Origin of the sequence: Kitasatospora sp. NPDC059646 (genome assembly GCF_042734615.1) — a bacterium.
Lineage (GTDB): Bacteria > Actinomycetota > Actinomycetes > Streptomycetales > Streptomycetaceae > Kitasatospora.
Window position 1 is genome coordinate 1 of sequence record NZ_JBHWDS010000007.1, and the last position, 22,476, is coordinate 22,476.

General features: G+C 73.1%; 18 protein-coding genes. 8 read left to right on the top strand and 10 right to left on the bottom strand.

All coding sequences use genetic code 11. The annotated features are described in order from the left end of the window. Together ACFV1L_RS06520 and ACFV1L_RS06525 are read right to left on the bottom strand one after the other, a co-directional pair. The coding region (locus tag ACFV1L_RS06520) for a heavy metal translocating P-type ATPase (protein WP_380363469.1) at positions 1-1,736 on the bottom strand (1,736 nt) is incomplete at its 3' end. 54 nt (positions 1,737-1,790) lie between these two features. Further along, entirely contained in the window at positions 1,791-2,063 is a 273-nt protein-coding gene (locus ACFV1L_RS06525) for a heavy-metal-associated domain-containing protein (RefSeq protein WP_380363471.1), read from the bottom strand. A 351-nt stretch (positions 2,064-2,414) separates the two neighbouring features. Here ACFV1L_RS06525 and ACFV1L_RS06530 point away from each other — a divergent pair, with 351 nt between their 5' ends. From ACFV1L_RS06530 to ACFV1L_RS06545, 4 genes are all read left to right on the top strand, one after another. Next, positions 2,415-3,359, top strand: coding sequence for a hypothetical protein (locus ACFV1L_RS06530; protein ID WP_380363473.1), 945 nt, complete (start codon positions 2,415-2,417; stop codon positions 3,357-3,359). A 94-nt stretch (positions 3,360-3,453) separates the two neighbouring features. Next, positions 3,454-4,881 (top strand): MFS transporter, encoded by a 1,428-nt coding sequence (locus tag ACFV1L_RS06535; protein ID WP_380363474.1) that lies wholly within the window; start codon positions 3,454-3,456, stop codon positions 4,879-4,881. A 115-nt stretch (positions 4,882-4,996) separates the two neighbouring features. After that, entirely contained in the window at positions 4,997-5,872 is an 876-nt protein-coding gene (nth, locus tag ACFV1L_RS06540; protein ID WP_380363476.1) for an endonuclease III, read from the top strand. Next, entirely contained in the window at positions 5,869-6,564 is a 696-nt protein-coding gene (locus tag ACFV1L_RS06545) for an NUDIX hydrolase (protein WP_380363477.1), read from the top strand. The genes nth and ACFV1L_RS06545 overlap by 4 nt, the downstream gene beginning before the upstream one ends. Positions 6,565-6,568: 4 nt before the next feature. Here ACFV1L_RS06545 and ACFV1L_RS06550 read toward each other — a convergent pair whose 3' ends face one another. After that, a complete protein-coding gene (locus ACFV1L_RS06550) occupies positions 6,569-7,375 on the bottom strand; it encodes a DUF4389 domain-containing protein (protein ID WP_380363479.1) in 807 nt (268 codons plus the stop codon). Between the two features lie 144 nt (positions 7,376-7,519). Between ACFV1L_RS06550 and ACFV1L_RS06555 the strand changes: the two genes are divergently transcribed. Together ACFV1L_RS06555 and ACFV1L_RS06560 are read left to right on the top strand one after the other, a co-directional pair. After that, entirely contained in the window at positions 7,520-8,704 is a 1,185-nt protein-coding gene (locus ACFV1L_RS06555; protein ID WP_380363480.1) for a MarP family serine protease, read from the top strand. Positions 8,705-8,827: 123 nt separating this feature from the next. After that, on the top strand, positions 8,828-9,529 hold the full coding sequence (locus ACFV1L_RS06560) for a metal-dependent hydrolase (protein ID WP_380363481.1): 702 nt from the start codon (positions 8,828-8,830) through the stop codon (positions 9,527-9,529). Positions 9,530-9,919: 390 nt separating this feature from the next. Here ACFV1L_RS06560 and ACFV1L_RS06565 read toward each other — a convergent pair whose 3' ends face one another. The 4 genes from ACFV1L_RS06565 to acs all read right to left on the bottom strand — a co-directional run bounded on the left by ACFV1L_RS06565 (position 9,920) and on the right by acs (position 15,036). Next, positions 9,920-10,867: an alpha/beta fold hydrolase gene (locus tag ACFV1L_RS06565; protein ID WP_380363732.1), complete on the bottom strand. Its 948-nt coding sequence runs from the start codon at positions 10,865-10,867 to the stop codon at positions 9,920-9,922. A gap of 99 nt (positions 10,868-10,966) precedes the next feature. Beyond that, positions 10,967-11,440 carry a phage holin family protein gene (locus ACFV1L_RS06570; RefSeq protein WP_035863976.1) on the bottom strand — a complete coding sequence of 158 codons (474 nt, stop codon included), beginning with the start codon at positions 11,438-11,440 and terminating at the stop codon, positions 10,967-10,969. Between the two features lie 126 nt (positions 11,441-11,566). After that, a complete protein-coding gene (gene nhaA / locus ACFV1L_RS06575; RefSeq protein WP_380363482.1) occupies positions 11,567-12,856 on the bottom strand; it encodes a Na+/H+ antiporter NhaA in 1,290 nt (429 codons plus the stop codon). Positions 12,857-13,083: 227 nt separating this feature from the next. After that, entirely contained in the window at positions 13,084-15,036 is a 1,953-nt protein-coding gene (gene acs, locus ACFV1L_RS06580; protein WP_380363484.1) for an acetate--CoA ligase, read from the bottom strand. A gap of 310 nt (positions 15,037-15,346) precedes the next feature. On the opposite strand from acs, the gene ACFV1L_RS06585 reads away from it, so the two are divergent. Then, positions 15,347-15,868 (top strand): hypothetical protein, encoded by a 522-nt coding sequence (locus ACFV1L_RS06585; protein WP_380363485.1) that lies wholly within the window; start codon positions 15,347-15,349, stop codon positions 15,866-15,868. A 75-nt stretch (positions 15,869-15,943) separates the two neighbouring features. Here ACFV1L_RS06585 and ACFV1L_RS06590 read toward each other — a convergent pair whose 3' ends face one another. Beyond that, positions 15,944-18,304, bottom strand: coding sequence for a SulP family inorganic anion transporter (locus ACFV1L_RS06590; RefSeq protein ID WP_380363487.1), 2,361 nt, complete (start codon positions 18,302-18,304; stop codon positions 15,944-15,946). 341 nt (positions 18,305-18,645) lie between these two features. Continuing rightward, entirely contained in the window at positions 18,646-19,632 is a 987-nt protein-coding gene (locus ACFV1L_RS06595; RefSeq protein WP_380363489.1) for an ATP-binding protein, read from the bottom strand. A 242-nt stretch (positions 19,633-19,874) separates the two neighbouring features. Between ACFV1L_RS06595 and ACFV1L_RS06600 the strand changes: the two genes are divergently transcribed. Next, on the top strand, positions 19,875-20,756 hold the full coding sequence (locus tag ACFV1L_RS06600; RefSeq protein WP_380363491.1) for an oxidoreductase: 882 nt from the start codon (positions 19,875-19,877) through the stop codon (positions 20,754-20,756). Between the two features lie 466 nt (positions 20,757-21,222). Here ACFV1L_RS06600 and ACFV1L_RS06605 read toward each other — a convergent pair whose 3' ends face one another. Then, entirely contained in the window at positions 21,223-22,062 is an 840-nt protein-coding gene (locus ACFV1L_RS06605; RefSeq protein WP_380363734.1) for an HAD family hydrolase, read from the bottom strand. Positions 22,063-22,476 lie beyond the last annotated feature (414 nt).

Sequence of the window (22,476 nt, forward strand, 5' to 3'; positions counted from 1 at the left end):
TCCGCACTGGTCGGCTTCACCGCGTCCGCCACCTCCAGCACGGCCCGCGCCGCACCGTCCCAGCCGACCGCGATCGCGGTGCGGCCGGCCCGCTCCGCCGCGGCCTTCGCGGCCAGCAGCTCCGCCGGCAGGTGCTGCGCCCACTCGGCGAGCAGCGCCTCGCGCCCGGCGACCACCGCGTGGCCGTCGACGACGCCCTGCACGCCCAGGCCCGGGACGTTCTCGAAGCCCTCGACCGGCTGCAGCTCGCCGAACTTCTCCTGTGCGGCGGCGGCCACCGCCTGGGCGATCGGGTGCTCGGAGGCGTGCTCCAGGGCGCCGGCCAGTCGCAGGGCCTCGTCCTCGGTGGCGCCCTCGGCGGTGTGCACGGCGACGAGCGCCATCCGGCCGGTGGTCACGGTGCCGGTCTTGTCCAGCACGATGGTGTCGACCTTGCGGGTGTTCTCCAGCACCTCGGGGCCCTTGATCAGGATGCCGAGCTGGGCGCCGCGGCCGGTGCCGACCAGCAGGGCGGTCGGGGTGGCCAGGCCCAGGGCACAGGGGCAGGCGATGATCAGCACCGCGACGGCCGCGGTGAAGGCGGCGGTCCAGCCCTCGCCGGTGCCCAGCCAGTAGCCGAGGGTGGCCAGCGCCAGGGTGATCACGACCGGCACGAACACGCCGGAGATCCGGTCGGCGAGGCGCTGGGCGGCGGCCTTGCCGTTCTGCGCGTCCTCGACCAGCTTCGCCGTCCGCGCCAGCTGGGTGTCCGCGCCGACCCGGGTGGCCTCGACCACCAGCCGTCCACCGGCGTTCACGGTCGCGCCGGTCACCGCGTCCCCGGGGCCGACCTCGACCGGCACGGACTCGCCGGTCAGCATCGAGGCGTCCACCGCGGAGCTGCCCTCGACCACCGTGCCGTCGGTGGCGATCTTCTCGCCCGGGCGGACCACGAACCGGTCCCCGACCGCCAGTTGGGCGATCGGCAGCCGCACCTCGCGGCCGTCCCGGAGCACCGACACGTCCTTCGCGCCCAGCTCCAGCAGCGCCTTCAGCGCCGCGCCCGCGGTCCGCTTCGACCGGGCCTCGAAGTACCGCCCGGCCAGGATGAACGCGGTGACGCCGGCCGCCGCCTCCAGGTAGATGTTCGACGCGCCGTCGGAGCGGGCGATGGTGAACTCGAAGCCGTGCCGCATGCCCGGCATGCCCGCGTCGCCGAAGAACAGCGCCCACAGCGACCACAGGAACGCGGCGCCGGTGCCCAGCGAGACCAGGGTGTCCATGGTCGCCGCGCCGTGCTTGGCGTTGGTCCAGGCGGCCCGGTGGAACGGCCAGGCCGCGTACGTCACCACCGGCGCGGCCAGCGTCAGCGACAGCCACTGCCAGTTGTCGAACTGCAGGGCCGGCACCATCGCCATGGCGATCACCGGCACGGCCAGCGCCAGCGCGGTGATCAGCCGCTGGCGGAGCGGCGCGAGTTCGTCGGCCGGCTCCCCGGCCGGCCCGGCCTGCTCCTGGGCCGGGGGCTCCGGCAGGGCGGCCGTGTAGCCGGTGGCCTCCACGGTGGCGATCAGGTCGGAGACCTCGACGGGCCCGTCGATGACCACCTTGGCCTTCTCGGTGGCGTAGTTGACGCTGGCCTGCACGCCGTCCATGCGGTTGAGCTTCTTCTCGATCCGCGCGGCGCAGGAGGCGCAGGTCATGCCGCCGATGCGGAGTTCCACCTCGGTGGAGGCGGGTGCTGCCTGGGTGGTCATCAGGGGCTCCTCGTGGTCTCGGACATCCCGGCCGGCGGCCGGGCACTGCACTTCTCAGGCGCGGCCGGTCAGCTCGTAGCCGGCCTCGTCGACGGCCGTGCGCACCGTCTCGTCGTCGAGCTCGGCCGCCGAAGCGACGGTGACCAGCCCGTTCTTCAGGTCCACCTGGACCGTCTGCACGCCGTCGAGCGCCCCGAGCGCCTTGCCGACGGACTGCTCGCAGTGGCCGCAGGTCATCCCGGACACGGCGAACACCGTGGTGACGGCGGCCGGGGCGGTGGCGGTCGCGGTGGTCGAGCAGGTGCCGTCGCTGGAGCAGCAGGACATGGGATCCTCCGTAGCTGGTCTCGATACCTGGCGGGGGTATCCCCTCCGGTAGCAACATTTATACCCCTGGGGGGTATGCAATGCAAGCGTCGCTCGCCATGGGTCCGCGAGTCGGCCCCGCTCGTGCGCGCGGTTCCTGTTCTCGCCCGTGCACCGCTCCTGACCTCGAAAAATTCCGGGCCGACCGCGACTGCCGGGGTGCGCCACCGCTGACCTCGCCGTTTCCCGCACGGGCCGCCCCTCGGCGGTCCGCCCCCCTTCGAATCTCGTCCCGCTCACGCTTGACACATACCCCTGGGGGGTATCTACTCCTCGGTGTCGCAAGGCACGCCAACCGCAACGGAGCCCGCCATGAACACCGCACTCAAGGTCGCCGTCTTCGCCTCGGGCCTCGCCCTCGCCTTCGGGGCCGCCTACGGAGTCGGCCACGCCGTCGGCACCACCCCGGCCGCGCCGCCCGCCGCCCATGGCGGCCACGCCGGCACGCCCGCCCCGCAGGACGACCACGGCGGCCACGAGGAGCACCCGGTCGGCGGCCTGCAGATCTCCGACCGCGGCTACACCCTCAGCCTCGACCGCACCGTGGTCCCGGCCGCCGGCCCGACCGAACTGAGCTTCCGCGTGCTGGCCCCGGACGGCAAGCCGCTCACCGCGTACACGCCGGCGCACGAGAAGGAGCTCCACCTGATCGTCGCCAGCCGCGACCTGACGGACTTCCAGCACGTCCACCCGGTCCGCGCGGCGGACGGCACCTGGACCGTCCCGGCCACCATCGCCAAGGCCGGCGACTACCGGGTGTTCGCCGACTTCACCCCGGCCGCCGGAACCGGGCCGCTCACCCTCGGCGCGGACCTGCACGCCACCGGCGACTACCGGCCGGCCGCCCTCCCGCAGACCGGCCGCACGGTGACCGTGGACGGCTACACCGTCACCCTCGCCGGCGACCTGACGCCCGGACGGGCCGGCCGCCTCGCCTTCACCGTCACCAAGGACGGCCGGCCGGTCGCCGACCTCGACCCCTACCTCGCCGCCTACGGCCACCTCGTGGTGCTGCGCGCCGGCGACCTCGGCTACCTGCACGTCCACCCGGACGGCGAGCCCGGCGACGGCGTCACCGCCCCCGGGCCGGAGGTCGGCTTCACCGCCACCGCGCCCAGTGCGGGCGACTACCGCCTGTTCCTGGACTTCCGGCACGCGGGCGCCGTCCACACCGCGGCGTTCACCCTCACCGCCGGCGCCACGACCGCCGCCGGCCCCGCCGCCCCCGCGCCCGCCGAGACGGCCCACCGGCACTGACCGGCCTTCCCGGCCCCCGGTGCGCCCGGAAACGGCGCACCCCCACGTCCGCTGCATACCCCCTCCCGGTATATCTCCAGAGGAGTTCCCGGCCATGTCCGACCTCAGCGCACCACCCGCACCGCGCCGCTGGACGGCGCTCGCCCTCATCGCCCTCGCCCAGTTCATGGTCATCATGGACACCTCGATCATCGGGGTGGCCCTGCCGAAGATGCAGGTCGCGCTCGGGTTCTCGCAGGAGAACCTGTCCTGGGTGTTCAACGCCTACGTGATCGCGTTCGGCGGCCTGCTGCTGCTCGGCGGACGCCTGTCCGACCTGCTCGGTGCGAAGCGCGTGTTCGCCGCCGGCTGGACCGTCCTCGCCCTCGGCTCGCTGGTGGCCGGACTGGCCGGCACCGCCTGGGTCGAACTGGTCGGCCGCGCCGCCCAGGGCGCCGGCTCCGCGCTGATCGCCCCCGCCGCGCTCACCCTGCTGATGACCCTGTTCGGCGGCCGCCCCACCGAACTCCCCAGGGCCTTCGCCCTGTACGGCGCGGCCGCCCCGGCCGGCGGCACCGCGGGCGTGTTCCTCGGCGGCCTGATCACCCAGTACGCCAGCTGGGAGTGGGTGTTCTGGGTCAACGTCCCGGTGGCGCTGGCCGTGCTCGCCGTCACCCCGTCGGTGATGCCCGCCGCCGCGGCCCGCCGCGGCTCGATCGACTGGCTGGGCGCGGTCACCGTCACCGCCGGCCTCGCGGTCACCGTGTTCGCCGTCGTCCGCGCCCCGGAGATCGGCTGGGGCTCGGCGCAGACCTGGCTGGTGCTGGCCGGCGGCCTGCTGCTGATCGCCGCCTTCCTGCTGATCCAGTCCCGCCGCCGCGAGCCGCTGATGCGCCTCGGCATCTGGCGGAGCCCCAACCTGGCGGGCGCCAACCTGGCCCAGCTGCTGATGGCCGCCGCGTGGATCCCGATGTGGTTCTTCCTCAACCTCTACCTGCAGCAGGTGCTCGGCCTGAAGGCGTTCGCCTCGGGCGCCGCGCTGCTGCCGATGACCGCCGCGATCATGCTGATGATGATCGTCCTGGCACCCCGCCTGATCGCCCGCTTCGGCCCGAAGCCGCTGATCGTCACCGGCCTGGCCGCGCTCGCCGGCGGCATGTACTGGCTGTCGCTGGCCCGCCCGGACGGCAGCTTCACGGTCGACGTCCTGCCCGCCTCGCTGCTCGCCGCGGTCGGCATGTCGCTGGCCTTCATCCCCTCGCTGGGCACCGCGCTGGCCGTCCCGAACCCCGCCGAGGGCGGTCTCGCCTCCGGCATCGTCAACACCTCCTACCAGGTGGGTTCGGCCCTCGGCCTGGCCGCGATGACCGCCGTCGCCGCCGCCAACGGCTCCCGCGAGCTCGGCGACCCGGTCGCCCTCACCCACGGCTTCTCCGCCGCCTTCGTCGGCGCCGCCGCCCTGGCCCTGCTCGGCGCCGTCGCCTCCCTCCTCACCCTCCGCACCCCGGCCCCGGCCGCCGCCCCCGCCGAGGCCGCCGCCTGACCTGCCGCCCCGTCACCGCCCGGCGCTCCCCGCGGAGCGCCGGGCGGTCCGCCGTCGTCGACGGACGCGGCGCAAACCCGACCGCCGGCCGGACGGATCGGCGTAGCCTTCGTGCATGGCAGAGAGCAAGGTCGCGAAGGCCGGGCGGAAGAAGCCCGAGACGCACCTCGGGATGGTGCGCCGGGCCCGGAGGATCAACCGTGAACTGGCGGAGCTGTACCCGTACGCGCACCCCGAGTTGGACTTCGACGGGCCGTTCCAACTGCTGGTGGCGACCGTGCTGTCGGCGCAGACCACCGATCTGAGGGTCAATCAGACCACCCCGGCGCTGTTCGCGAAGTACCCGGCGCCGGAGGACCTCGCGGCGGCCGTCCCCGAGGAGCTGGAGGAGATCATCCGGCCCACCGGCTTCTTCCGGGCCAAGGCGAAGTCCCTGATCGGCCTGGCGATCGCGCTCCGCGACCGCTACGAGGGCGAGGTGCCGCGCAAGCTGGAGGACCTGGTCACCCTGCCCGGCGTCGGCCGCAAGACCGCCAACGTGGTGATCGGCAATGCGTTCGGCGGCGCCGGAATCACCGTCGACACGCACTTCGGACGCCTCGCCCGCCGCTTCGGCTGGACCACCGCCGAGGACCCGGAGCAGGTCGAGGCCGACGTCGCGGCGATCTTCCCGAAGTCGGAGTGGACGATGCTCTCGCACCGGGTCGTGTTCCACGGCCGCCGGGTCTGCCACGCCCGCAAGCCCGCCTGCGGCGCCTGCGCGATCGCGCCGCTCTGCCCCTCCTACGGCATCGGCGAGACCGAGCCGGAGAAGGCCCGCAAACTGCTCAAGTACGAGCTCGCCGGCCAGCCCGGCCAGCGCCTGCGCCCCCCGGCCGACTTCCCCGGCGAGGCGGCCGCCCGCGCCGAGCTCGCCGCCGGCCACCCGCTGCCCGACACCGCCCCGGCCGCGGTGCGCGCCGCCCGGAAGAACGCGGAGGGCGCGGCATGACGGCGCCCGCGGTCCTCCGGGACGGCCTGCCCGCCTGGTTGCTGCCGGTGCGCGACGCCGCCGAGCGGGCGGTGCCGGAGCAGCTCAGCCGGTTCCTGCCGCCCGCCGAGGGCGGCCGCCCGTCGGCGGTGCTGATGCTGTTCGGCGAGGGCCCGGCCGGCCCGGACCTGCTGCTGATCGAACGCGCCCGCAGCCTGCGCTCGCACGCCGGCCAGCCGTCCTTCCCCGGCGGCGCGCTGGACCCGGAGGACGGCGACCCGGCCACCTCCGGCCCGCTGGCGGCGGCGCTGCGCGAAGCCGCCGAGGAGACCGGGCTCGACCCGGCCGGCGTGCAGCTGTTCGCCCGGCTGCCCGCCCTGTACATCCCGGTGAGCGGCTTCGTGGTGACGCCGGTGCTCGGCTGGTGGCGGCGCGAGTCGCCGGTCGCGGTGGTGGACCCGGCGGAGACCGGCGCGGTGTTCCGGGTGCCGCTGGCGGAGCTCACCGACCCGGCGAACCGGGCCCGGCTGCGCCACCCGTCGGGGTTCACCGGCCCGGCGTTCCTGGTGGCCGACCGGCTGGTGTGGGGCTTCACGGCGGGGGTGATCGACCGGGTGCTGCACTTCAGCGGCCTGGAACGGCCCTGGGACAGCCGGCGCACCGTCGAACTCTCCGAGGAGGCCGTGGCGCTGTCGCTGCGCCACGGCTCCTGAGTGGTCAGGTCCCGGCCCGCAGCGGGGCGAGCGTCGAGATCACGTCCCCGGTGTAGGTGGTGCCGTCCTCGTCGGTCCACTGGTCGCTGGCCGAGCCGGCCGCCGACGAGAACAGGCCCAGCACCAGGTAGATCACCACCAGCGCCTTCGCGGCCCCGGTCAGCACCAGCGGCCGGGTCGCGGAGCGCTGCGGCTCGGAGTTCGGCGGGTCGCCGAACACGCCCTTCGGATAGGTGGAGGTCAGCATCAGCAGGTACGCCTGGAACCGCATCCGGTAGCGCAGCACGGCGGCGGTGGCCTCGAACAGCGCCTGCGGCATTCGGCCGAGGACCAGTACGATCAGCCAGTGGATGAGGGAGAGCGTCCACCAGCCGGCCTGCAGCAGCCCCTGGACGATCGCGGCCGGGATCACCAGCAGCAGCCGGAAGAACACCGCGAGCCGGTTCAGCGGCTCACCGGGCCGCAGTTCGACCCGCACCGGGTGGTCGGGCGCCGCGAAGCGGAACGGCGGGTAGCGGTCGACCACCAGCAGCATCGAGGCGTAGACCCGGGTGTCGTACCCGACGTACCCGGCGAGCCACTCGGCGGCGAACCGGGGGAGCCGGCCGGTGACCAGGGCGCCGAACCAGCCGATCACCGCGACCACGAACGCCACGATCGACAGCAGCCACAGCACGACGAACTGCGGGATCAGCAGCAGCAGGCGCAGCAGCACGGTGAGCCGGTTCTGCCGGTCGGGCGGCGGGATGTCCAGGGCGGGCCGGAATTCGGTGCGGTCCACGACCGGCGCGTCCCACCTGGGCTGTTCCATGGCACGACTCCCTGATCCATCGTCAGCTGTTCAGATGATCCGACAGTCTCAACAAATCCGGGCGGGTTGCCCGCCGGCTGACCCGATCGGGCGACACCCGGTGGCCGGTGTCCCCCGCCCGGTGGGTCGTGGGAGGGTATCCGGGTGAACGTCCTGGATCTGCTGCTGATCGCCGCCGCACTTGGCTTCGCCGTCTCCGGCTATCGGCAGGGGTTCGTGGTCGGCGTGCTCTCCGTGCTCGGCTTCCTCGGCGGCGGCCTGATCGCCGTCCAGCTGCTCCCGCTGGTCCTGCGCCACCTGTCCCCGGGCACCACCGCCTCGGTGGTCGCGGTCGTGGTGGTGATCGTCCTCGCCGCGGTCGGCCAGGCGATCACCACGCACTTCGGCTGGAAGCTGCGCGGGCGGATCGGCGGCGGCAAGGTCAAGACCCTGGACGCGGTCGGCGGCTCGCTGGTGAACGTGCTGTCCATGCTGCTGGTGGCCTGGCTGATCGGCTCGGCGCTGGCCGGCACCTCGCTGCCCACCGTCTCCAAGCAGGTGCGCACCTCCAAGGTGCTCGGCTCGGTGCAGGCGGCGCTGCCGTCCGACGCCCCGAACTGGTTCTCCGACTTCAGCAAGGAACTCGCCCGCAACGGCTTCCCGCAGGTGTTCAACCCGTTCGAGCAGGAGCCGATCACCGAGGTGGAGCCGCCCGACCCGGCGCTGGCCGCCAGCGCCGGCGTGCAGAAGGCCAGGGGCTCGCTGGTGAAGGTGCTCGGCACCGCCCCCTCCTGCGGCAAGACCCTGGAGGGCTCCGGGTTCGTGTTCGCCCCGCACCGGGTGATGACCAACGCCCACGTGGTCGGCGGCGTCGACGAGCCCACCGTGCAGATCGGCGGCGTCGGACAGCTCTACGACGCCACCGTGGTCCGCTACGACTGGCAGCGCGACATCGCGGTGCTCGACGTCCCCCGGCTGAACGCCCCGGCGCTGACCTTCGCCGGCGACGCGCGGACCAACGACTCGGCGATCGTCGCGGGCTTCCCCGAGAACGGCTCCTTCAACGTCCAGCCCGCCCGCATCCGCGGCCGCATCCAGGCCAACGGCCCCGACATCTACCACCGCGGCCAGGTGGTCCGCGACGTCTACTCGATCCGCTCCCTGGTCCGCCAGGGCAACAGCGGCGGCCCGCTGCTCACCCCGGACGGCCAGGTGTACGGCGTGGTGTTCGCCAAGTCCCTGGACAGCTCCGACACCGGCTACGTGCTGACCGCCGCCGAGGTGAAGGACGACGTCGCCCGGGGCGCCACCGCCGTCGGCAAGGTCAGCACCGAGGGCTGCGCACTCTGACCGGCCGCCCTCCACGGCAGCTCTGACGATCCGTCGGCCCCGCCTGGTAGCGTCGGCCGAGCTCACCCGAACGGCCCAGCCGGGCCGACCCCGGCGGGGCCGACGGGAGGTTCGACAGACGTCATGATGGGTCACTCGCACGCGGTCAGCGGCGCGCTGCTGTTCGCGGCCACCGCGCCGTTCGTCCCCCCGCTGCTGGGGATGCACCTGACGCCGGCCGACGTCCTGATGGGCACCGTGCTGTGCGCCGGCGCGGCGCTGCTGCCGGACCTCGACCACCATGACGGGACGATCGCCAACTTCCTCGGCCCGATCTCCAAGCTGCTGTGCCGCTTCGTCTCCTGGGTCTCCGGCGGGCACCGGCACGCCACCCACTCGCTGCTGTTCGTGGCCATGATGGGCGGCGGCAGCTGGGCCGGCATCACCTTCGTGGGCCGCAACTTCACCATCGGGCTGACGTTCTTCCTGCTCGCCATGGCGATCCGCGCGCTGCGCCTGCACCCGCCGGGCGACGGCCCGACGGCCTGGATCGTCCAGGTCGGCCTGGCCGCGCTCGGCACCTTCGGCATGCTCAAGTGGCTGCCCAACGCCCCGGGCTGGCTGCCCTACGCGGTGGCCCTCGGCACCCTGGCCCACCTGCTCGGCGACTGCCTCACCAAGCAGGGCTCGCCGCTGCTGTGGCCGCACAAGGAGCGCTACGAGATCGTGCTGATCAAGCGCACCGGCAACAACGTGGAGACCAAGATCCTGGTCCCGGTGATGACGGTGGCGACCTTCGGCCTGCTGCTCTGGTCCACGGCGATCTCGCCCGGCGTGCTGAGCTGAGCGGGCCCGGCCACAGAGGGGCGCACAACCCTGGTTGTGCGCCCCTCTGCGTTCGGCTCCCGCCGCTACCCCTCCCGGCGGAGCCTCGCGCCGACCCAGCGGGCGCGCCGTCCGATGATCTTTGGAATGCCGAGCCGGTAACCCGCGCCGTGTGGCGTCCGTTCGGTCGGCTGGTAGGGCCAGTCCGGCTGCGGGACGTACTGCTGCGAGCTGCTGCTGCCACGGCGGCGTCGGCGCGGCTGGGCTTCTCGATCGGGCATCCAGGTCATACCGGAGGGATTCCCTGGGGCCGCCCGGAGTAACCGCCCCGACGCCATGCGGCTGGCTTATGCGCTTGTCATATGAATTCCGTCAAGTCCAGCCCGACACACCGCTGTTGACGCCGGAGCCTCAACCGTCCTTGTGCTGCCGGACCCACCCGATCAGCTCCGCCGTGAACTCCTCCGGCACCTCCTCGTGCGGGAAGTGCCCCACGCCCGGAAGCAGTCGCCACCGGTACGGCGCGGAGACGAACTCGCCCGCCCCCAGCGCGGTGCGCGGCAGCAGCACCGGGTCCGAGGCGCCCTGCACGTGCAGCACCGGCGCGGTGATCTGCTTCTTCATCCGGCGCGCGAACTGGATGCCGTCCGGCCGCGCCATCGAGCGCATCAGCCAGCGGTACGGCTCGATCGAGCAGTGCGCGGTGCTCGGTACCTGGATCGCCTGCCGATAGGCCGTCACCGCCTCGACGGGCAGCATGTTCGGCCCGGTCCAGGCGCGCAGGTAGTCGCCGACCAGCGCGCCGTCGTCCGCGACCAGCCGGCGCTCCGGGATCCACGGCCGCTGGAAGCCCAGCACGTGCTCGAACGCGGCGATCTGCCGCCGGTCCGTCAGCAGCGCCCGCCGCAGGTGCCGCGGGTGTGCGGCCGACACCACCGTCAGGCTGCGGATCACCGAGGGGCGCATCACCGCCGCCACCCAGGCCAGCGTGCCGCCGGTGGCGTGGCCCACCAGGTGCGCCTGCCGCTCGCCCAGCGAGCGGATCACGCCGGTGACGTCCAGCGCCAGGTTGCCGGGGTCGTAGCCGCGCGGGGTGCGGTCCGAGCCGCCCATCCCGCGCAGGTCCAGCGCCACCGCCCGGAAGCCCGCCTCGGCGAGCGCCGTCAGCTGGTGCCGCCACGCCCACCAGTACTCCGGCCAGCCGTGCACCAGCAGCACCAGCGGGCCCTCGCCCAGCTCGGCGATGTGGAAGCGGGCGCCGTTCGCGGCCAGATCGCGGTGCGTCCACGGGCCGGCCGAGCGGACGCTCCACGGCTCCACGGCACCCGGCCGGGCGGGAACGGGGGCGGGCTCATCCACGGGCTTCTGGTCCAACGACATACCCGCAGCCTGTCATACCCGCGTCCTCCGTACCTGCCCGGCACTCGCACCGGGGCGCAAACCGTTACCGGCCGCCGGTCACTGGATCCGGCCCAGCGCCCGGTCGATCTCCTCCTTGGTGGCCGGCCGCGGCTTGGCGTTCTTCAGCACCTGCGCGGTGGCCTGCGCACCGGCGATGGTGCGCTCCGGCTTCCGGACCTTCTTGAAGTAACGGATCATCATGAACGCCAGGAACGCGGCGATCAGCACGTACGCGCCGCCGACGATGGCGAACGACCAGCCGGTGGTGATGCCCAGCGCCTGCAGGCCCCAGGCGAAGGCGAACGAGAACATCGGGATCGACGCCAGCGCCACCACGCCCGCCACCACCCCGGCCGCGGTGCCGATGCCGCCGCGCACCACGTCCGCCTTGATCTCGGCCTTGGCCAGGGCGATCTCGTCGTGCACCAGGCTGGACAGCTCGGCGGAGGCGGCGGCGAACAGCTCGCCGACGGTGCGCTCGCCCTCGTGCGGGACGCGGGCGCCGTTCGGGTTGGTGGCTCCTGCGGCCATCGGCGGTCTCCATTTCGCGGGCTGGACGAGGCGTGCTGAGGGTGTGTCACGCACGTGTGTGTCAGCTCAGCATCATGCCCCTACTGGCGAGTCGGGCACCACTCCGGGTGCCCGCTGAACGGCGTGTCACCCCTGCCGTTGGTACACATCGGGGATGCCGTCGCCGTCCGAGTCCCGGTCCTCCTCCTCGCACAGCTGCCGGTAGTACCGGTTGCGGCGCTTGAGCAGCAGGGTGCCGACCACCGCACAGGTCAGCGAGCCGACCAGCACGGCCTCCTTGCACAGCTCCGCCAGGTGCGGGTCGTCGACGAACGCCAGGTCGCTGATCAGCAGCGACACCGTGAAGCCGATGCCCGCCACGGTGGCCAGCGCGAACATGTCGGACCAGGTCAGCTGCGGGTTCAGGGTGGCGCGGGTGTAGCGGGCCGCCAGCCAGGTGCCGCCGAAGATGCCCACCGACTTGCCGACCAGCAGGCCGATGACGATGCCCAGCGGCGCCGCCTCGGTGAACACCTCGCCCAGCACCTTCCCCGACACCGGCACCCCCGCGGCGAGCAGCGCGAACATCGGCACCGCGAAGCCCGCCGACAGCGGCCGCACCAGGTGCTCGATCCGTTCGCCGGGGGAGTGCTCCTCGCCCTCCTGGCGGTGGCAGCGCAGGATCAGGCCCATCGCCACACCGGCCACCGTCGCGTGGACCCCGCTCTCGTGCATCAGCGCCCAGATCACCACGCCCAGCGGCACCATCAGCCACCAGCGGCCCGCCCCGCGCCGGTGCAGGAACCAGAACAGCACCAGCCCCGCCAGCGCCGCGCCGAGCGCCCAGAACGTGATGCCGGTCGAGTAGAAGGCCGCGATGATCAGGATCGCGATCAGGTCGTCCACCACCGCCAGGGTCAGCAGGAACGCCCGCAGCGCCGACGGCAGGTGACTGCCCACCACGGCCAGCACGCCCAGCGCGAACGCGATGTCGGTGGCGGTCGGGATCGCCCAGCCCGCCGGGTGCCCGTCGCCGGCCACGTTCACCACCGTGTACAGCAGCGCCGGCAGCGCCACCCCGCACACCGCCGCCACCACCGGCAGCAGCGCCGCGCTCGGCGTGCGCAGCTCGCCCGCCACGAACTCGCGCTTCAGCTCGATCCCGGCCACGAAGAAGAAGATCGTCAGCAGCCCGTCCTGCGCCCAGGCCTCCAGAGGCAGGTTCAGGTGCAGCGGCTGCGACGGGCCGAAACTCAGCTCCCGCACCGTCTCGTAGGCGTGCGGCCAGACGTTCGCCCAGATCAGCGCGACCACCGCGGCGCCCAGCAGCAGCACCCCGCCGACTGTCTCGGTGCGCAGGGCGTCGGCGATGAAGCGGCGTTCGGGCAGCGGGAGCAGGCCGAGGAACTGGCGGCGCTCGTTGGACGGGCTGGCCACGGGGGGAACCTCCTGAGGCGGGCGGCAGCGGATACACGGGTGGTGCAGTGCCGACCAGACTTCCCGGCGCGCCTCAGAACCTTGATGATTCCTTGACATCCTACGTGGCGCGGCAAGAGGTATGTCGTTCTGTCCTACTTTATGAGTGTTCGGCTCCCCAGGAACGGCGACGGGCCGGGGCCGCTCCTGTCCCACGGAGCGGTCCCGGCCCGGTGCCTGACGTCGGATCAGCCCTCGGTGCCGCCCGGCAGCTGGGACTGGATCAGGTTCATCACCGTGGAGTCGGCCAGCGTGGTGGTGTCGCCGACCTCGCGGCCCTCCGCGATGTCGCGCAGCAGACGGCGCATGATCTTGCCGGAGCGGGTCTTCGGCAGCTCGGAGACCACCTTGATCTGCTTCGGCTTGGCGATCGGGCCGAGCGTCCGGCCGACGTGGTTGCGCAGCTCGGCGACCAGCTCCTCGCTGTCGCTGGCGCTGCCGCGCAGGATCACGAACGCCACGATCGCCTGGCCGGTGGTGGCGTCGGTGGCGCCGACCACGGCGGACTCGGCGACCGCCGGGTGGCCGACCAGCGCCGACTCGACCTCGGTGGTGGAGATGTTGTGGCCCGACACCAGCATCACGTCGTCCACCCGGCCGAGCAGCCAGATGTCGCCGTCCTCGTCCTTTTTGGCGCCGTCGCCGGCGAAGTAGCGGCCCTCGAACCGCGACCAGTAGGTGTCGATGTAGCGCTGGTCGTCGCCCCAGATGGTGCGCAGCATGGACGGCCACGGCTCGGTCAGCACCAGGTAGCCGCCGGAGCCGTTCGGCACCTCGCGGGCCTCGTCGTCCACCACGGTCGCCGCGATGCCCGGCAGGGCGCGCTGGGCCGAGCCCGGCTTGGTCTCGGTGACGCCCGGCAGCGGGCTGATCATGATCGCGCCGGTCTCCGTCTGCCACCAGGTGTCGACGATCGGGGTCTTGCCCGCCCCGATGTGCTCGCGGTACCAGACCCACGCCTCGGGGTTGATCGGCTCGCCGACCGAGCCCAGCACCCGCAGGCTCGACAGGTCGAAGCGGGCCGGGATGTCGTCGCCCCACTTCATGAAGGTGCGGATCGCGGTCGGCGCGGTGTAGAGGATGGTGACGCCGTACTTCTGCACGATCTCCCAGAACCGGCCCTGGTGCGGCGTGTCCGGGGTGCCCTCGTAGATCACCTGGGTGGCGCCGTTGGAGAGCGGGCCGTAGACGATGTACGAGTGGCCGGTGACCCAGCCGATGTCGGCGGTGCACCAGTAGACGTCGGTCTCCGGCTTCAGGTCGAACACCGCGTGGTGGGTGTAGCTCGCCTGGGTCAGGTAGCCGCCCGAGGTGTGCAGGATGCCCTTCGGCTTACCCGTGGTGCCCGAGGTGTACAGGATGAACAGCGGCTGCTCGGCGTCGTGCGCCTCGGGGGTGTGCTCGGCGGACTGGCCGTCGACCGCGTCGTGCCACCAGACGTCGCGGCCCTCGGTCCAGGCCACCTCCTCGCCGGTGCGGCGCACCACCAGGACCTTCTGCACGCCGTCGACCTTGGTCAGCGCCTCGTCGATGGCCGGCTTCAGCGCGGACGGCTTGCCGCGGCGGTAGCCGCCGTCGGCGGTGATCACCACCTTGGCGTCGGCGTCCTGGATGCGGGAGGCCACCGCGTCGGCCGAGAAGCCGCCGAAGACCACCGAGTGGGCGGCGCCGATGCGGGCGCAGGCGAGCATCGAGACCACCGCCTCGGGGATCATCGGCAGGTAGACGGCCACCCGGTCGCCCTTGGTCACGCCCAGTTCCAGCAGCGCGTTGGCGGCCCGGGAGACCTCGTCCTTCAGCTCCGCGTAGGTGATGGCCCGGCTGTCGCCCGGCTCGCCCTCGAAGTGGATCGCGACCCGGTCGCCGTTGCCGGCCTCCACGTGCCGGTCGACGCAGTTGTACGCCACGTTGAGCTTGCCGTCCGCGAACCACTTGGCGAACGGCGGGTTCGACCAGTCCAGGGTCTCGGTGGGCTCGACCGCCCAGGTCAGTCGCCGGGCCTGCGCGGCCCAGAAGGCCAGCCGGTCCTCGGAGGCCTGCGCGTAGGCGTCGGCGGTGACGTTGGCGGAGGCGGCGAGCTCCGCGGGCGGGGCGAAGCGCCGCTCCTCCTTGAGCAGGTTGGCCAGGCTCTCGTTGCTCAACGCGCACTCCTCATCGAGTCTCAAATACCGGGAACCCCGTGCGGAGGGATGGTCCCGTGTGTCCCAGCGCACAGCTCACCAGGCCAAGAGCCGTGTTGACAAGAGGCTCCGGAAAATTGGTGTAGACCTTTGACCGGCAGCAGGCTGCGCCCCTGGTGGACGCCTCCCGCCGTCGCTCGGCCGGCCCTCCCGACGCCTTCCCGCCCCCGGCTCCGGTCAATCCCGCCCAGCACCTTGACGACCCCCGGCCCCGGTACTCCACTGACGGTACGCAACCCATCACCGTACGCGACAGTGACGGGGGTTCCGCATGACCGACACCTCACCCCGGCCCGGCGACTTCGCGGTCGTCCGCATGGACGGCCGCACCGGCCGCCTGATCCGGATCGGCCAATTCCTCAACGGCGACGGATTCTCCGACTACGAACACGCCTTCGTCCTCGTCGGCGACGGCCTCCTGGTCGAGGCCCAGCCCGGCGGGGCGGCGCTCAGCCCGCTCAGCTCCTACGACGGCCACCCCGTGCTCTGGTCCAGCGGCCGCATACCGCTCACCGACGACCAGCGCGCCGCCATCACCACCGCTGCCCGCTCCTACCTCGGCACCCCCTACAGCTTCGCCGACTACCTCGCCCTCGGCGCCGCCCGCCTGCGCCTCCCCGCGGGCCCGCTGCTGCGGCGCTACGTCGCCTCCACCAAGCACATGATCTGCTCGCAACTCGTCGACCAGTGCTACCAGGACGCCGGTGTCCACCTGTTCGACGACCACCGCTGGCCCGGCTACGTCACCCCGGCGGACCTGGCCAACCTGATCAACCGCCGGACCGGCGGCTGACGCACAATCAGGGGCGCTGGAGAATCCTCCACGCGCCCCTGTACCCCTCTCCGCCGTCGGCGATCGGCCGAACCGTCAGGCGGCCAGCTCCGGTTCGGGCTCGGGTTCGTGGCCGTGCCCGGCCTCCGCGTGCACCGGCGCGAACCGGCCGGTCCCGCCGTCCAACACGTAGGCCTGGGCGGTGGCGAAGTCGAAGTACATCCCGACCAGTCGCAGCGATCCCGCAGAGACCCGGCGCTCCACCGCCGGATTGGCCATCAGCTGGTCGAGCTGCTGCACCACGTTGGTGATGCACAGCTGCTCGGTCACGTCCACCGCCGCGCGGCCCTCGAACTCGGCGGGGGCCCGCCGCAGCCGGGCCAGCGACCCGCGCCCGTTGCGCAGCCACCGGGCCAGCGGCGTCGGCGGCCCCTGTTGCTCCGTCACCCCGTCGAGCAGGGCCTTCATCGCCCCGCAGCCCGAGTGCCCGCAGACCGTGATCGAGGCGACCTCCAGCACCTCCACCGCGTACTGGACGGCCGCGGCCACCGAATCGTCCGCCGCGCCCGGCTCGTACGGGGCGGGCACCAGGTTGCCGACGTTGCGGACGGTGAAGAGGTCGCCCGGGCCGGAACTGGTGATCATGCTGGTGACCATCCGGGAGTCCGCGCAGGTGAGGAAGAGCTGCGAGGGGGTCTGGCCGTCCCGGGCCAGCCGGGCCAGCTCCCGGCGGACCAGCGGGGCGGTGTGCTGCTGGAAGCCGCGCACGCCGTGCAGCAGGCGCACGTGCGGGTCGTCCGCGCTCTGCTCGATGCAGTGGTGGCCGACCCACGGCGTCCACGGGTTGCAGCGGTGGCCGCCAGGTGCGTCGTCGGCCAGCACGGTGCCGTCGGGATCGAGCACCTCCTGCGCCCGGCTGTCCGTCGACATCGAGACCGGGCCGCCCGCGGCCTGGTGGTCCGCGCGCCAGGCGTGCAGCGCCTCGAACGCGGCGTGGTCGAGGAACGAGCCGTCGTGCCGGACCGTCACCCGGGTGCCGGCCGGGATCCGGGACAGCGCCCGGCTCAGCTTGGGCACGGCCACGAACGTCAGTGGCCCGTGCGTGCGGACGGTGCAGGAGCCGTCCGGCTCGGCGACCACGTCGACATGGGCCCGCGTCAGCCGGTAGAGGGCGAGCAGCACGGCGACCGAACCGCCGAGCACCACCCCGAGCGGGACGCCGAGCAGCACCACGCCCAGCACGGTGGCCAGGTAGACCGGGAACTCGCGGTGCCGGTGCACCCGCCGGATGTGCGCGAAGCTCACCATCTGCACGCCGACCACCAGCACCAGCGCGGCGAGCGCGGCCAGCGGGATCCGGCGCAGCCCGGCCGCCAGCACCAGCGCCGCGACCAGCACCCAGCAGCCGTGCAGCACCGCGGACATCCGGGTGGCCGCGCCGGCCTGCACATTGGCGGTGGACCGCACCGCGCCGCCGGCCACCGGGAGCCCGCCGAGCAGCCCGGACAGCAGGTTGGACGCGCCCTGGGCGCGCAGCTCGCGATCGAGGTCGCCCGTCCGGCGGGTCATCCGGTCGACGGCGACGGAGGAGAGCAGCGACTCGACGCCGGCCACCGCGGCGACCGTGAGCACCAGGCCGAGCAGCGCCGCCCAGTGGCCGGCCAGCACGCCGGCGGGTGGCAGCGCGAAGAACTGGTGGTGCTCCCACACCGGGAGCTCGACCCGGGCCAGGCTCAGTTCGGCGAGCAGCGACAGCGTGGTGGTGGCGGCGACCGCGACCAGCGCGGCGGGCAGCCGGGCCAGCCGGGCGCCGAACCGGCCGGCCGCGCCGGGGAGCCGACCGAGCTTCGGCCAGCCGAAGAGCACCGCGAGCGCGAGCAGGCCGACCGCCAGCGCGGGTGGGTGCGGCCCGGCCAGCTCCCCGGGCAGCGCGCGCAGGTCGGCGAGGGCCGAACTGTGCGGCGTGCCGCCGAGGATGACGTGCAGTTGGGCGATCGCGATGGTGATGCCGACGCCGGCCAGCAGGCCGTGCACCACGGCGGGGGAGACGGCCAGCGCGGCGCGGGCCACCCGCAGCGAGCCGAGCAGCAGCTGCAGCAGCCCGGCCGCGACCGTCACCAGGCAGGCCGTCTGCCAGCCGAACTGGGCGATCACCCCGGCGGTGACCACGGTGAGCGCCGCGGAGGGGCCGCTGACCTGCAGATGCGTCCCGCCGAGGAGGCCGGCCACCAGCCCGCCCACGGCGGCGGCGACCAGACCGGCCGTCAGCGGCGCGCCGGTGGCCAGGGCGATGCCGAGCGCGAACGGCACCGCGATCAGGAACACCGCCAGGGAGGCCGGCAGGTCGTGCGCGAGCAGCGCGCGCACCCGCTGCCCGGCGGGAGCGGCCGCGCCGCCCGGCGGCGCGTGGTCAGTGGTGTCGGAGGCGATGGGGGCGCTGGAGATGTCGAGAGTCATGTCTTTCCCGTCTTCTTCCGGGGGAACGAACGCAGTCAGGTCCGGCGGTGGGGTCTCGGTCGGATCGGCTGTCGTGGGTCGCAGCGGGTGTGGCGGGGCGGCCGAACGAGGGGTGGCCGCGCGGGCCCGGGGCGCGCGGCGATGGCCAGTGGCGACCCGGGTTCAAGAGTTGGCAAACCGAGAGTAATGAAACCTTTGCACGGCGTGTTCGTCCGGCGGAAGCACAAAAGGGGCTTTTCACCACATCGTGTGGTGTCCGCATCAGGTGTGAAACGCGCCGGAATGCCGGAGGGGCCGGTCCGTCCAGCAGGACGGGCCGGCCCCTCCGGGCGGGCGGGTGGTCAGACGCCGGCGGTCCGGGCCTGCCCGGCGCCCAGCACGTAGTCCGGATCCACCTGGGCGGACAGGTCCGTGCCGACCTTGGCGTTGCCCCAGCTCTCCGCGTTGCGCTGGTGGAAGCGGGCCGCCTGGGCGCTGTAGCGGCCCGGGTCGCGCAGCTGGTGGGCGGCGTCCGCGGCGGTCCGCAGCCGGCCCAGCACCTCCCGGTTGGCGGGCTCCAGCTCGCGCAGCGGCGGCTCGTCCCCGCGCTCCAGCCGGCGCACCCAGTCGGAGTGCCCGAACGCGGCGTACAGGTCGTCGCCGACCTCGCGGCGCAGGAAGGCCAGGTCGTCCGCACTCTGCACCTTGTTGCCGACCACCCGCAGGTGGACGTCGAAGTCCTGGGCGTACTCCTTGTACTGGCGGTACACCGAGACGCCCTTGCGGGTCGGCTCGGCGACCAGGAAGGTCAGGTCGAAGCGGGTGAACAGGCCGGAGGCGAACGAGTCCGAGCCGGCCGTCATGTCGGTGACCAGGTACTCGTCCGGGCCGTCCAGCAAGTGGTTGAGCAGCAGTTCCACCGCGCCGACCTTGGAGTGGTAGCAGGCCACCCCGAGGTCCTCCTCGGTGAACGCGCCGGTCGCCATCAGCCGCACCGAGCCCTCGTCCAGGGCGATCGGCCGGGCGCAGGCCGCGTACACCGGGTTCTCCTCGACGATCCGCAGCAGCCTGGAGCCCGGGCCGGGCGGGGTGGTCTTGATCATCTCCTCGGCGGAGCGGATCAGCGGGTTGGTGCCGCGCAGGTACTCCTTGATCTCCGGCAGGTGCGCGCCGAGCGAGGGCAGCGCGGCGGCCTGAGCGTCCGTCAGGCCCAGTGCCGGGCCGAGGTGCTGGTTGATGTCCGCGTCCACGGCGACCACCGGACAGCCGCCGGCGGCCAGGTGGCGGATGAACAGTGCGGACAGCGTGGTCTTTCCGCTGCCGCCCTTGCCGACGAAGGCGATCTTCATCTCTGAGTCTCCGGCTCTATGGCTCTGTAGTGCTGTGGTCCGGTGCGCGGCGCGCTGCCGGCGGTCACGGGTGGGGTGTGCCGCTGCTGCGGTGCGCTTGTTGGAAACCGTTATCGTCACCGATTAGGGCTCATGCTAGCGGTGGTTTGGGGTGTCGAACACGGGGGAAAGGCGGATTGCCACGAAAGGGTGACCCGGGGGTTGCCGCCCGGTCGCCGCGCGGATTCATTACTCTCGGGTAGGTGACCACAGGAACAGACCCGCTCGCCCCGCTGGCCCAGCTGGCCGGGGTCCCCGAGGCCGTCGCCGAGGTGCGCAGGAACGTCGACCGGCTCTACGGCCACCGCGTGATGCGGCGCCGGGCGGGCGAGGTGACGTCCGAGTCCGCACTGCGCGGCGCCCGCGCCTCCGCCGCCCTCGAAGGCGCCGACTGGCCGCTCGAAGAGGTCCGCCGCCGCACCGACTTCGGCGCCGACCCCGAGGCCCGGACGATCGGCGCGGCGCTGCGCCTGTCCGCCGAGGCCGGCCAGCTGCTCAGTATCTGGCGCACCTCCCCGCTCCAGGTGCTGGCCCGCCTGCACCTGCTCGCCGTCGGCGACGCCGACCCGACCGCCGGCCGCCCGCGCCGGGCCGGCGAGAGCGCCGCACCGCTGTTCCCGACCGAACTCGCCGCCACCGAAGGCACGGCGCCCGAGGGCCCGGTCGGCGAGCTCCCGCCGCCGCCCTCCGCCGACGAGGCGGCCGCCCGCCTCGACCAGCTCGCCGGCCTGCTGGTCGCCCGCGCCGGGCGCCCCACCGGCGGGGCGCCTGCCCTGGTGGTCGCCGCCGTCGTGCACGGCGAACTGCTCGCGCTGCGCCCCTTCGGCAGCTACAACGGGCTGGTCGCCCGGGCCGCCCAGCGGATCGTGCTGACCGCCGAGGGCCTCGACCCGAAGGCGATCTGCCCCGCCGAGGTCGGCCTCGCCGAACTCGGCACCGCCGCCTACCGGCGGGCGCTGCTGGGCTACCTGGAGGGCACCCCCGAGGGCATGGCCCGCTGGCTGACCCACTGTGCCGCCGGGCTCGGCCTCGGCGTCCGTGAGAGCACCGCGGTGTGCGAGGCGATGCAGCGCGGCATGGTCTGACCCCGACGCGCCCGGCCCGCCCCCGGCCCGAAGGGGCGGGCCCCGCGCCGCAGTTGTGTCGCGGCCGCGAGGAGGCGCAGAGGTGGTGCGAACGCGGTTGCGGCGACGCCCGAGACTTCCGGGCGTCGCCGCTGGTACGGAGACCGGGTTACCAGTGCATGCACCGTGCAATGCCGATCAGGCGGGGTCCTGTTGCCCTTCGCCTGGTGCGGCGGCCCGTCAGCGGGTCGGCTGCATGTGGGTGCCCGATTGTCCGTACGAGGTCCGTGGGGCCTGAACTGCGTTGTCGGATCGACCCCGTGGGGTCCTGACCGGGTCTCGCGGGCCTAACCCATTTCTACCTCAGATCGGACAAAAGGGGAACCCGGAAAAGGCTGATTCGCCGGTCTCGCCGGGGTCTGTCCGACGGGGCGAACCGCCGTTCCGCGCAGGACCGTTCCGCCCCGCACGGCGGGCGGTCGCAGCCTCAGGCGACCGGGCGCCGCCGCCGCGCGCTGTACCAGAGCACCCCCGCCGTCAGCGCCGCCGCGCCGACCGCCACCGCGGCCAGCACCGGACGGCTCGGCGCGTGGAACTCCGGGAGCCTGCGGGTCAGTTCGACCGGCCGGCTGAACACCAGCACCGGCCACTCGCGGGCCACGGCCTCCTTGCGCAGCGCCCGGTCCGGGTTCACCGCAGCCGGGTGGCCGACCGCCTCCAGCATCGGCAGATCGGTCGAGGAGTCGCTGTAGGCATAGCAGTTGGCGAGGTCGTAGCCCTCCCGCTCGGCCAGCTCGCGGATCGCGGCGGCCTTGTTCTCGGCGTACGCGTAGTACTCGATCTCGCCGGTGTAGCGGCCGTCCTCGACGTGCAGCCGGGTGGCGATCACGTGGTCCGCGCCCAGCAGTTGGCCGATCGGCTCGACCACCTCGGACCCGGAGCTGCTGACGATCACCACGTCCCGGCCGGCCGCGTGGTGCTGCTCGATCAGCGAGGCGGCCTCGTCGTAGATGATCGGGTCGATCATCCCGTGCAGCGTCTCCGCGACGATCTCCCGCACCTGCTGGACGTTCCAGCCCCGGGTGAGCGCCGACAGGTAGGCCCGCATCTTCTCCATCTGGTCGTGGTCCGCGCCGCCGACCAGGAAGACGAACTGGGCGTAGGCGCTCTTCACCACCGAACGGCGGTTGATCAGGCCGCCTTGGTAGAACGGGCGGCTGAAGGCGAGCGCACTGGACTTGGCGATGATCGTCTTGTCGAGGTCGAAGAAGGCGGCCGTCCGCGGCACGCCGTACCCCGGTCGGGCGGGCGCTGTGGGGGCCGTCACGGGCTCGGCGGAGTCCGGCGCGTCGGAGTCGGCACCGCGGTCGGCGAAGTCGGCGTTCTCGGTGGTGTCCACGGGAACCGAGGATAGAGGGGCCGGCAAAACAGGCGGCCATTCGGTGGACCCGCGGGCGTGCGGGTTTGTGTTTCTGGGCGGTCGGGTACACCATGGAAGTCACGGATCGTTCGCGCGACCGTGCTAACCCGGCCCGGCTCCTCCCCCCCGAGCCTGGCCGTGGATAGACGACCCCCGCTCTCCCCCCCGGCGGGGGTCGTCGCATGTCCGGGCCCATTTTCCTTGGCAATTGAGCCTCCGGGGAGTGGCGTGACGGGCGGTTCGAGGGGGGTGCTCCGGCGGTTTTCCGGCCGCCGTCGAGGGTTCTTCGCCCCCTGATTTCTGTCACTCTCCGTAGTGGAT

Bases quoted from the DNA above. Each gene is read 5' to 3' on its own strand.
- ACFV1L_RS06525 (WP_380363471.1), bottom strand. From the start codon at position 2,063: ATGTCCTGCTGCTCCAGCGACGGCACCTGCTCGACCACCGCGACCGCC.
- ACFV1L_RS06530 (WP_380363473.1), top strand. From the start codon at position 2,415: ATGAACACCGCACTCAAGGTCGCCGTCTTCGCCTCGGGCCTCGCCCTC.
- ACFV1L_RS06535 (WP_380363474.1), top strand. From the start codon at position 3,454: ATGTCCGACCTCAGCGCACCACCCGCACCGCGCCGCTGGACGGCGCTC.
- nth (WP_380363476.1), top strand. From the start codon at position 4,997: ATGGCAGAGAGCAAGGTCGCGAAGGCCGGGCGGAAGAAGCCCGAGACG.
- ACFV1L_RS06545 (WP_380363477.1), top strand. From the start codon at position 5,869: ATGACGGCGCCCGCGGTCCTCCGGGACGGCCTGCCCGCCTGGTTGCTG.
- ACFV1L_RS06550 (WP_380363479.1), bottom strand. From the start codon at position 7,375: ATGGAACAGCCCAGGTGGGACGCGCCGGTCGTGGACCGCACCGAATTC.
- ACFV1L_RS06560 (WP_380363481.1), top strand. From the start codon at position 8,828: ATGATGGGTCACTCGCACGCGGTCAGCGGCGCGCTGCTGTTCGCGGCC.
- ACFV1L_RS06570 (WP_035863976.1), bottom strand. From the start codon at position 11,440: ATGGCCGCAGGAGCCACCAACCCGAACGGCGCCCGCGTCCCGCACGAG.
- ACFV1L_RS06585 (WP_380363485.1), top strand. From the start codon at position 15,347: ATGACCGACACCTCACCCCGGCCCGGCGACTTCGCGGTCGTCCGCATG.
- ACFV1L_RS06590 (WP_380363487.1), bottom strand. From the start codon at position 18,304: ATGACTCTCGACATCTCCAGCGCCCCCATCGCCTCCGACACCACTGAC.
- ACFV1L_RS06595 (WP_380363489.1), bottom strand. From the start codon at position 19,632: ATGAAGATCGCCTTCGTCGGCAAGGGCGGCAGCGGAAAGACCACGCTG.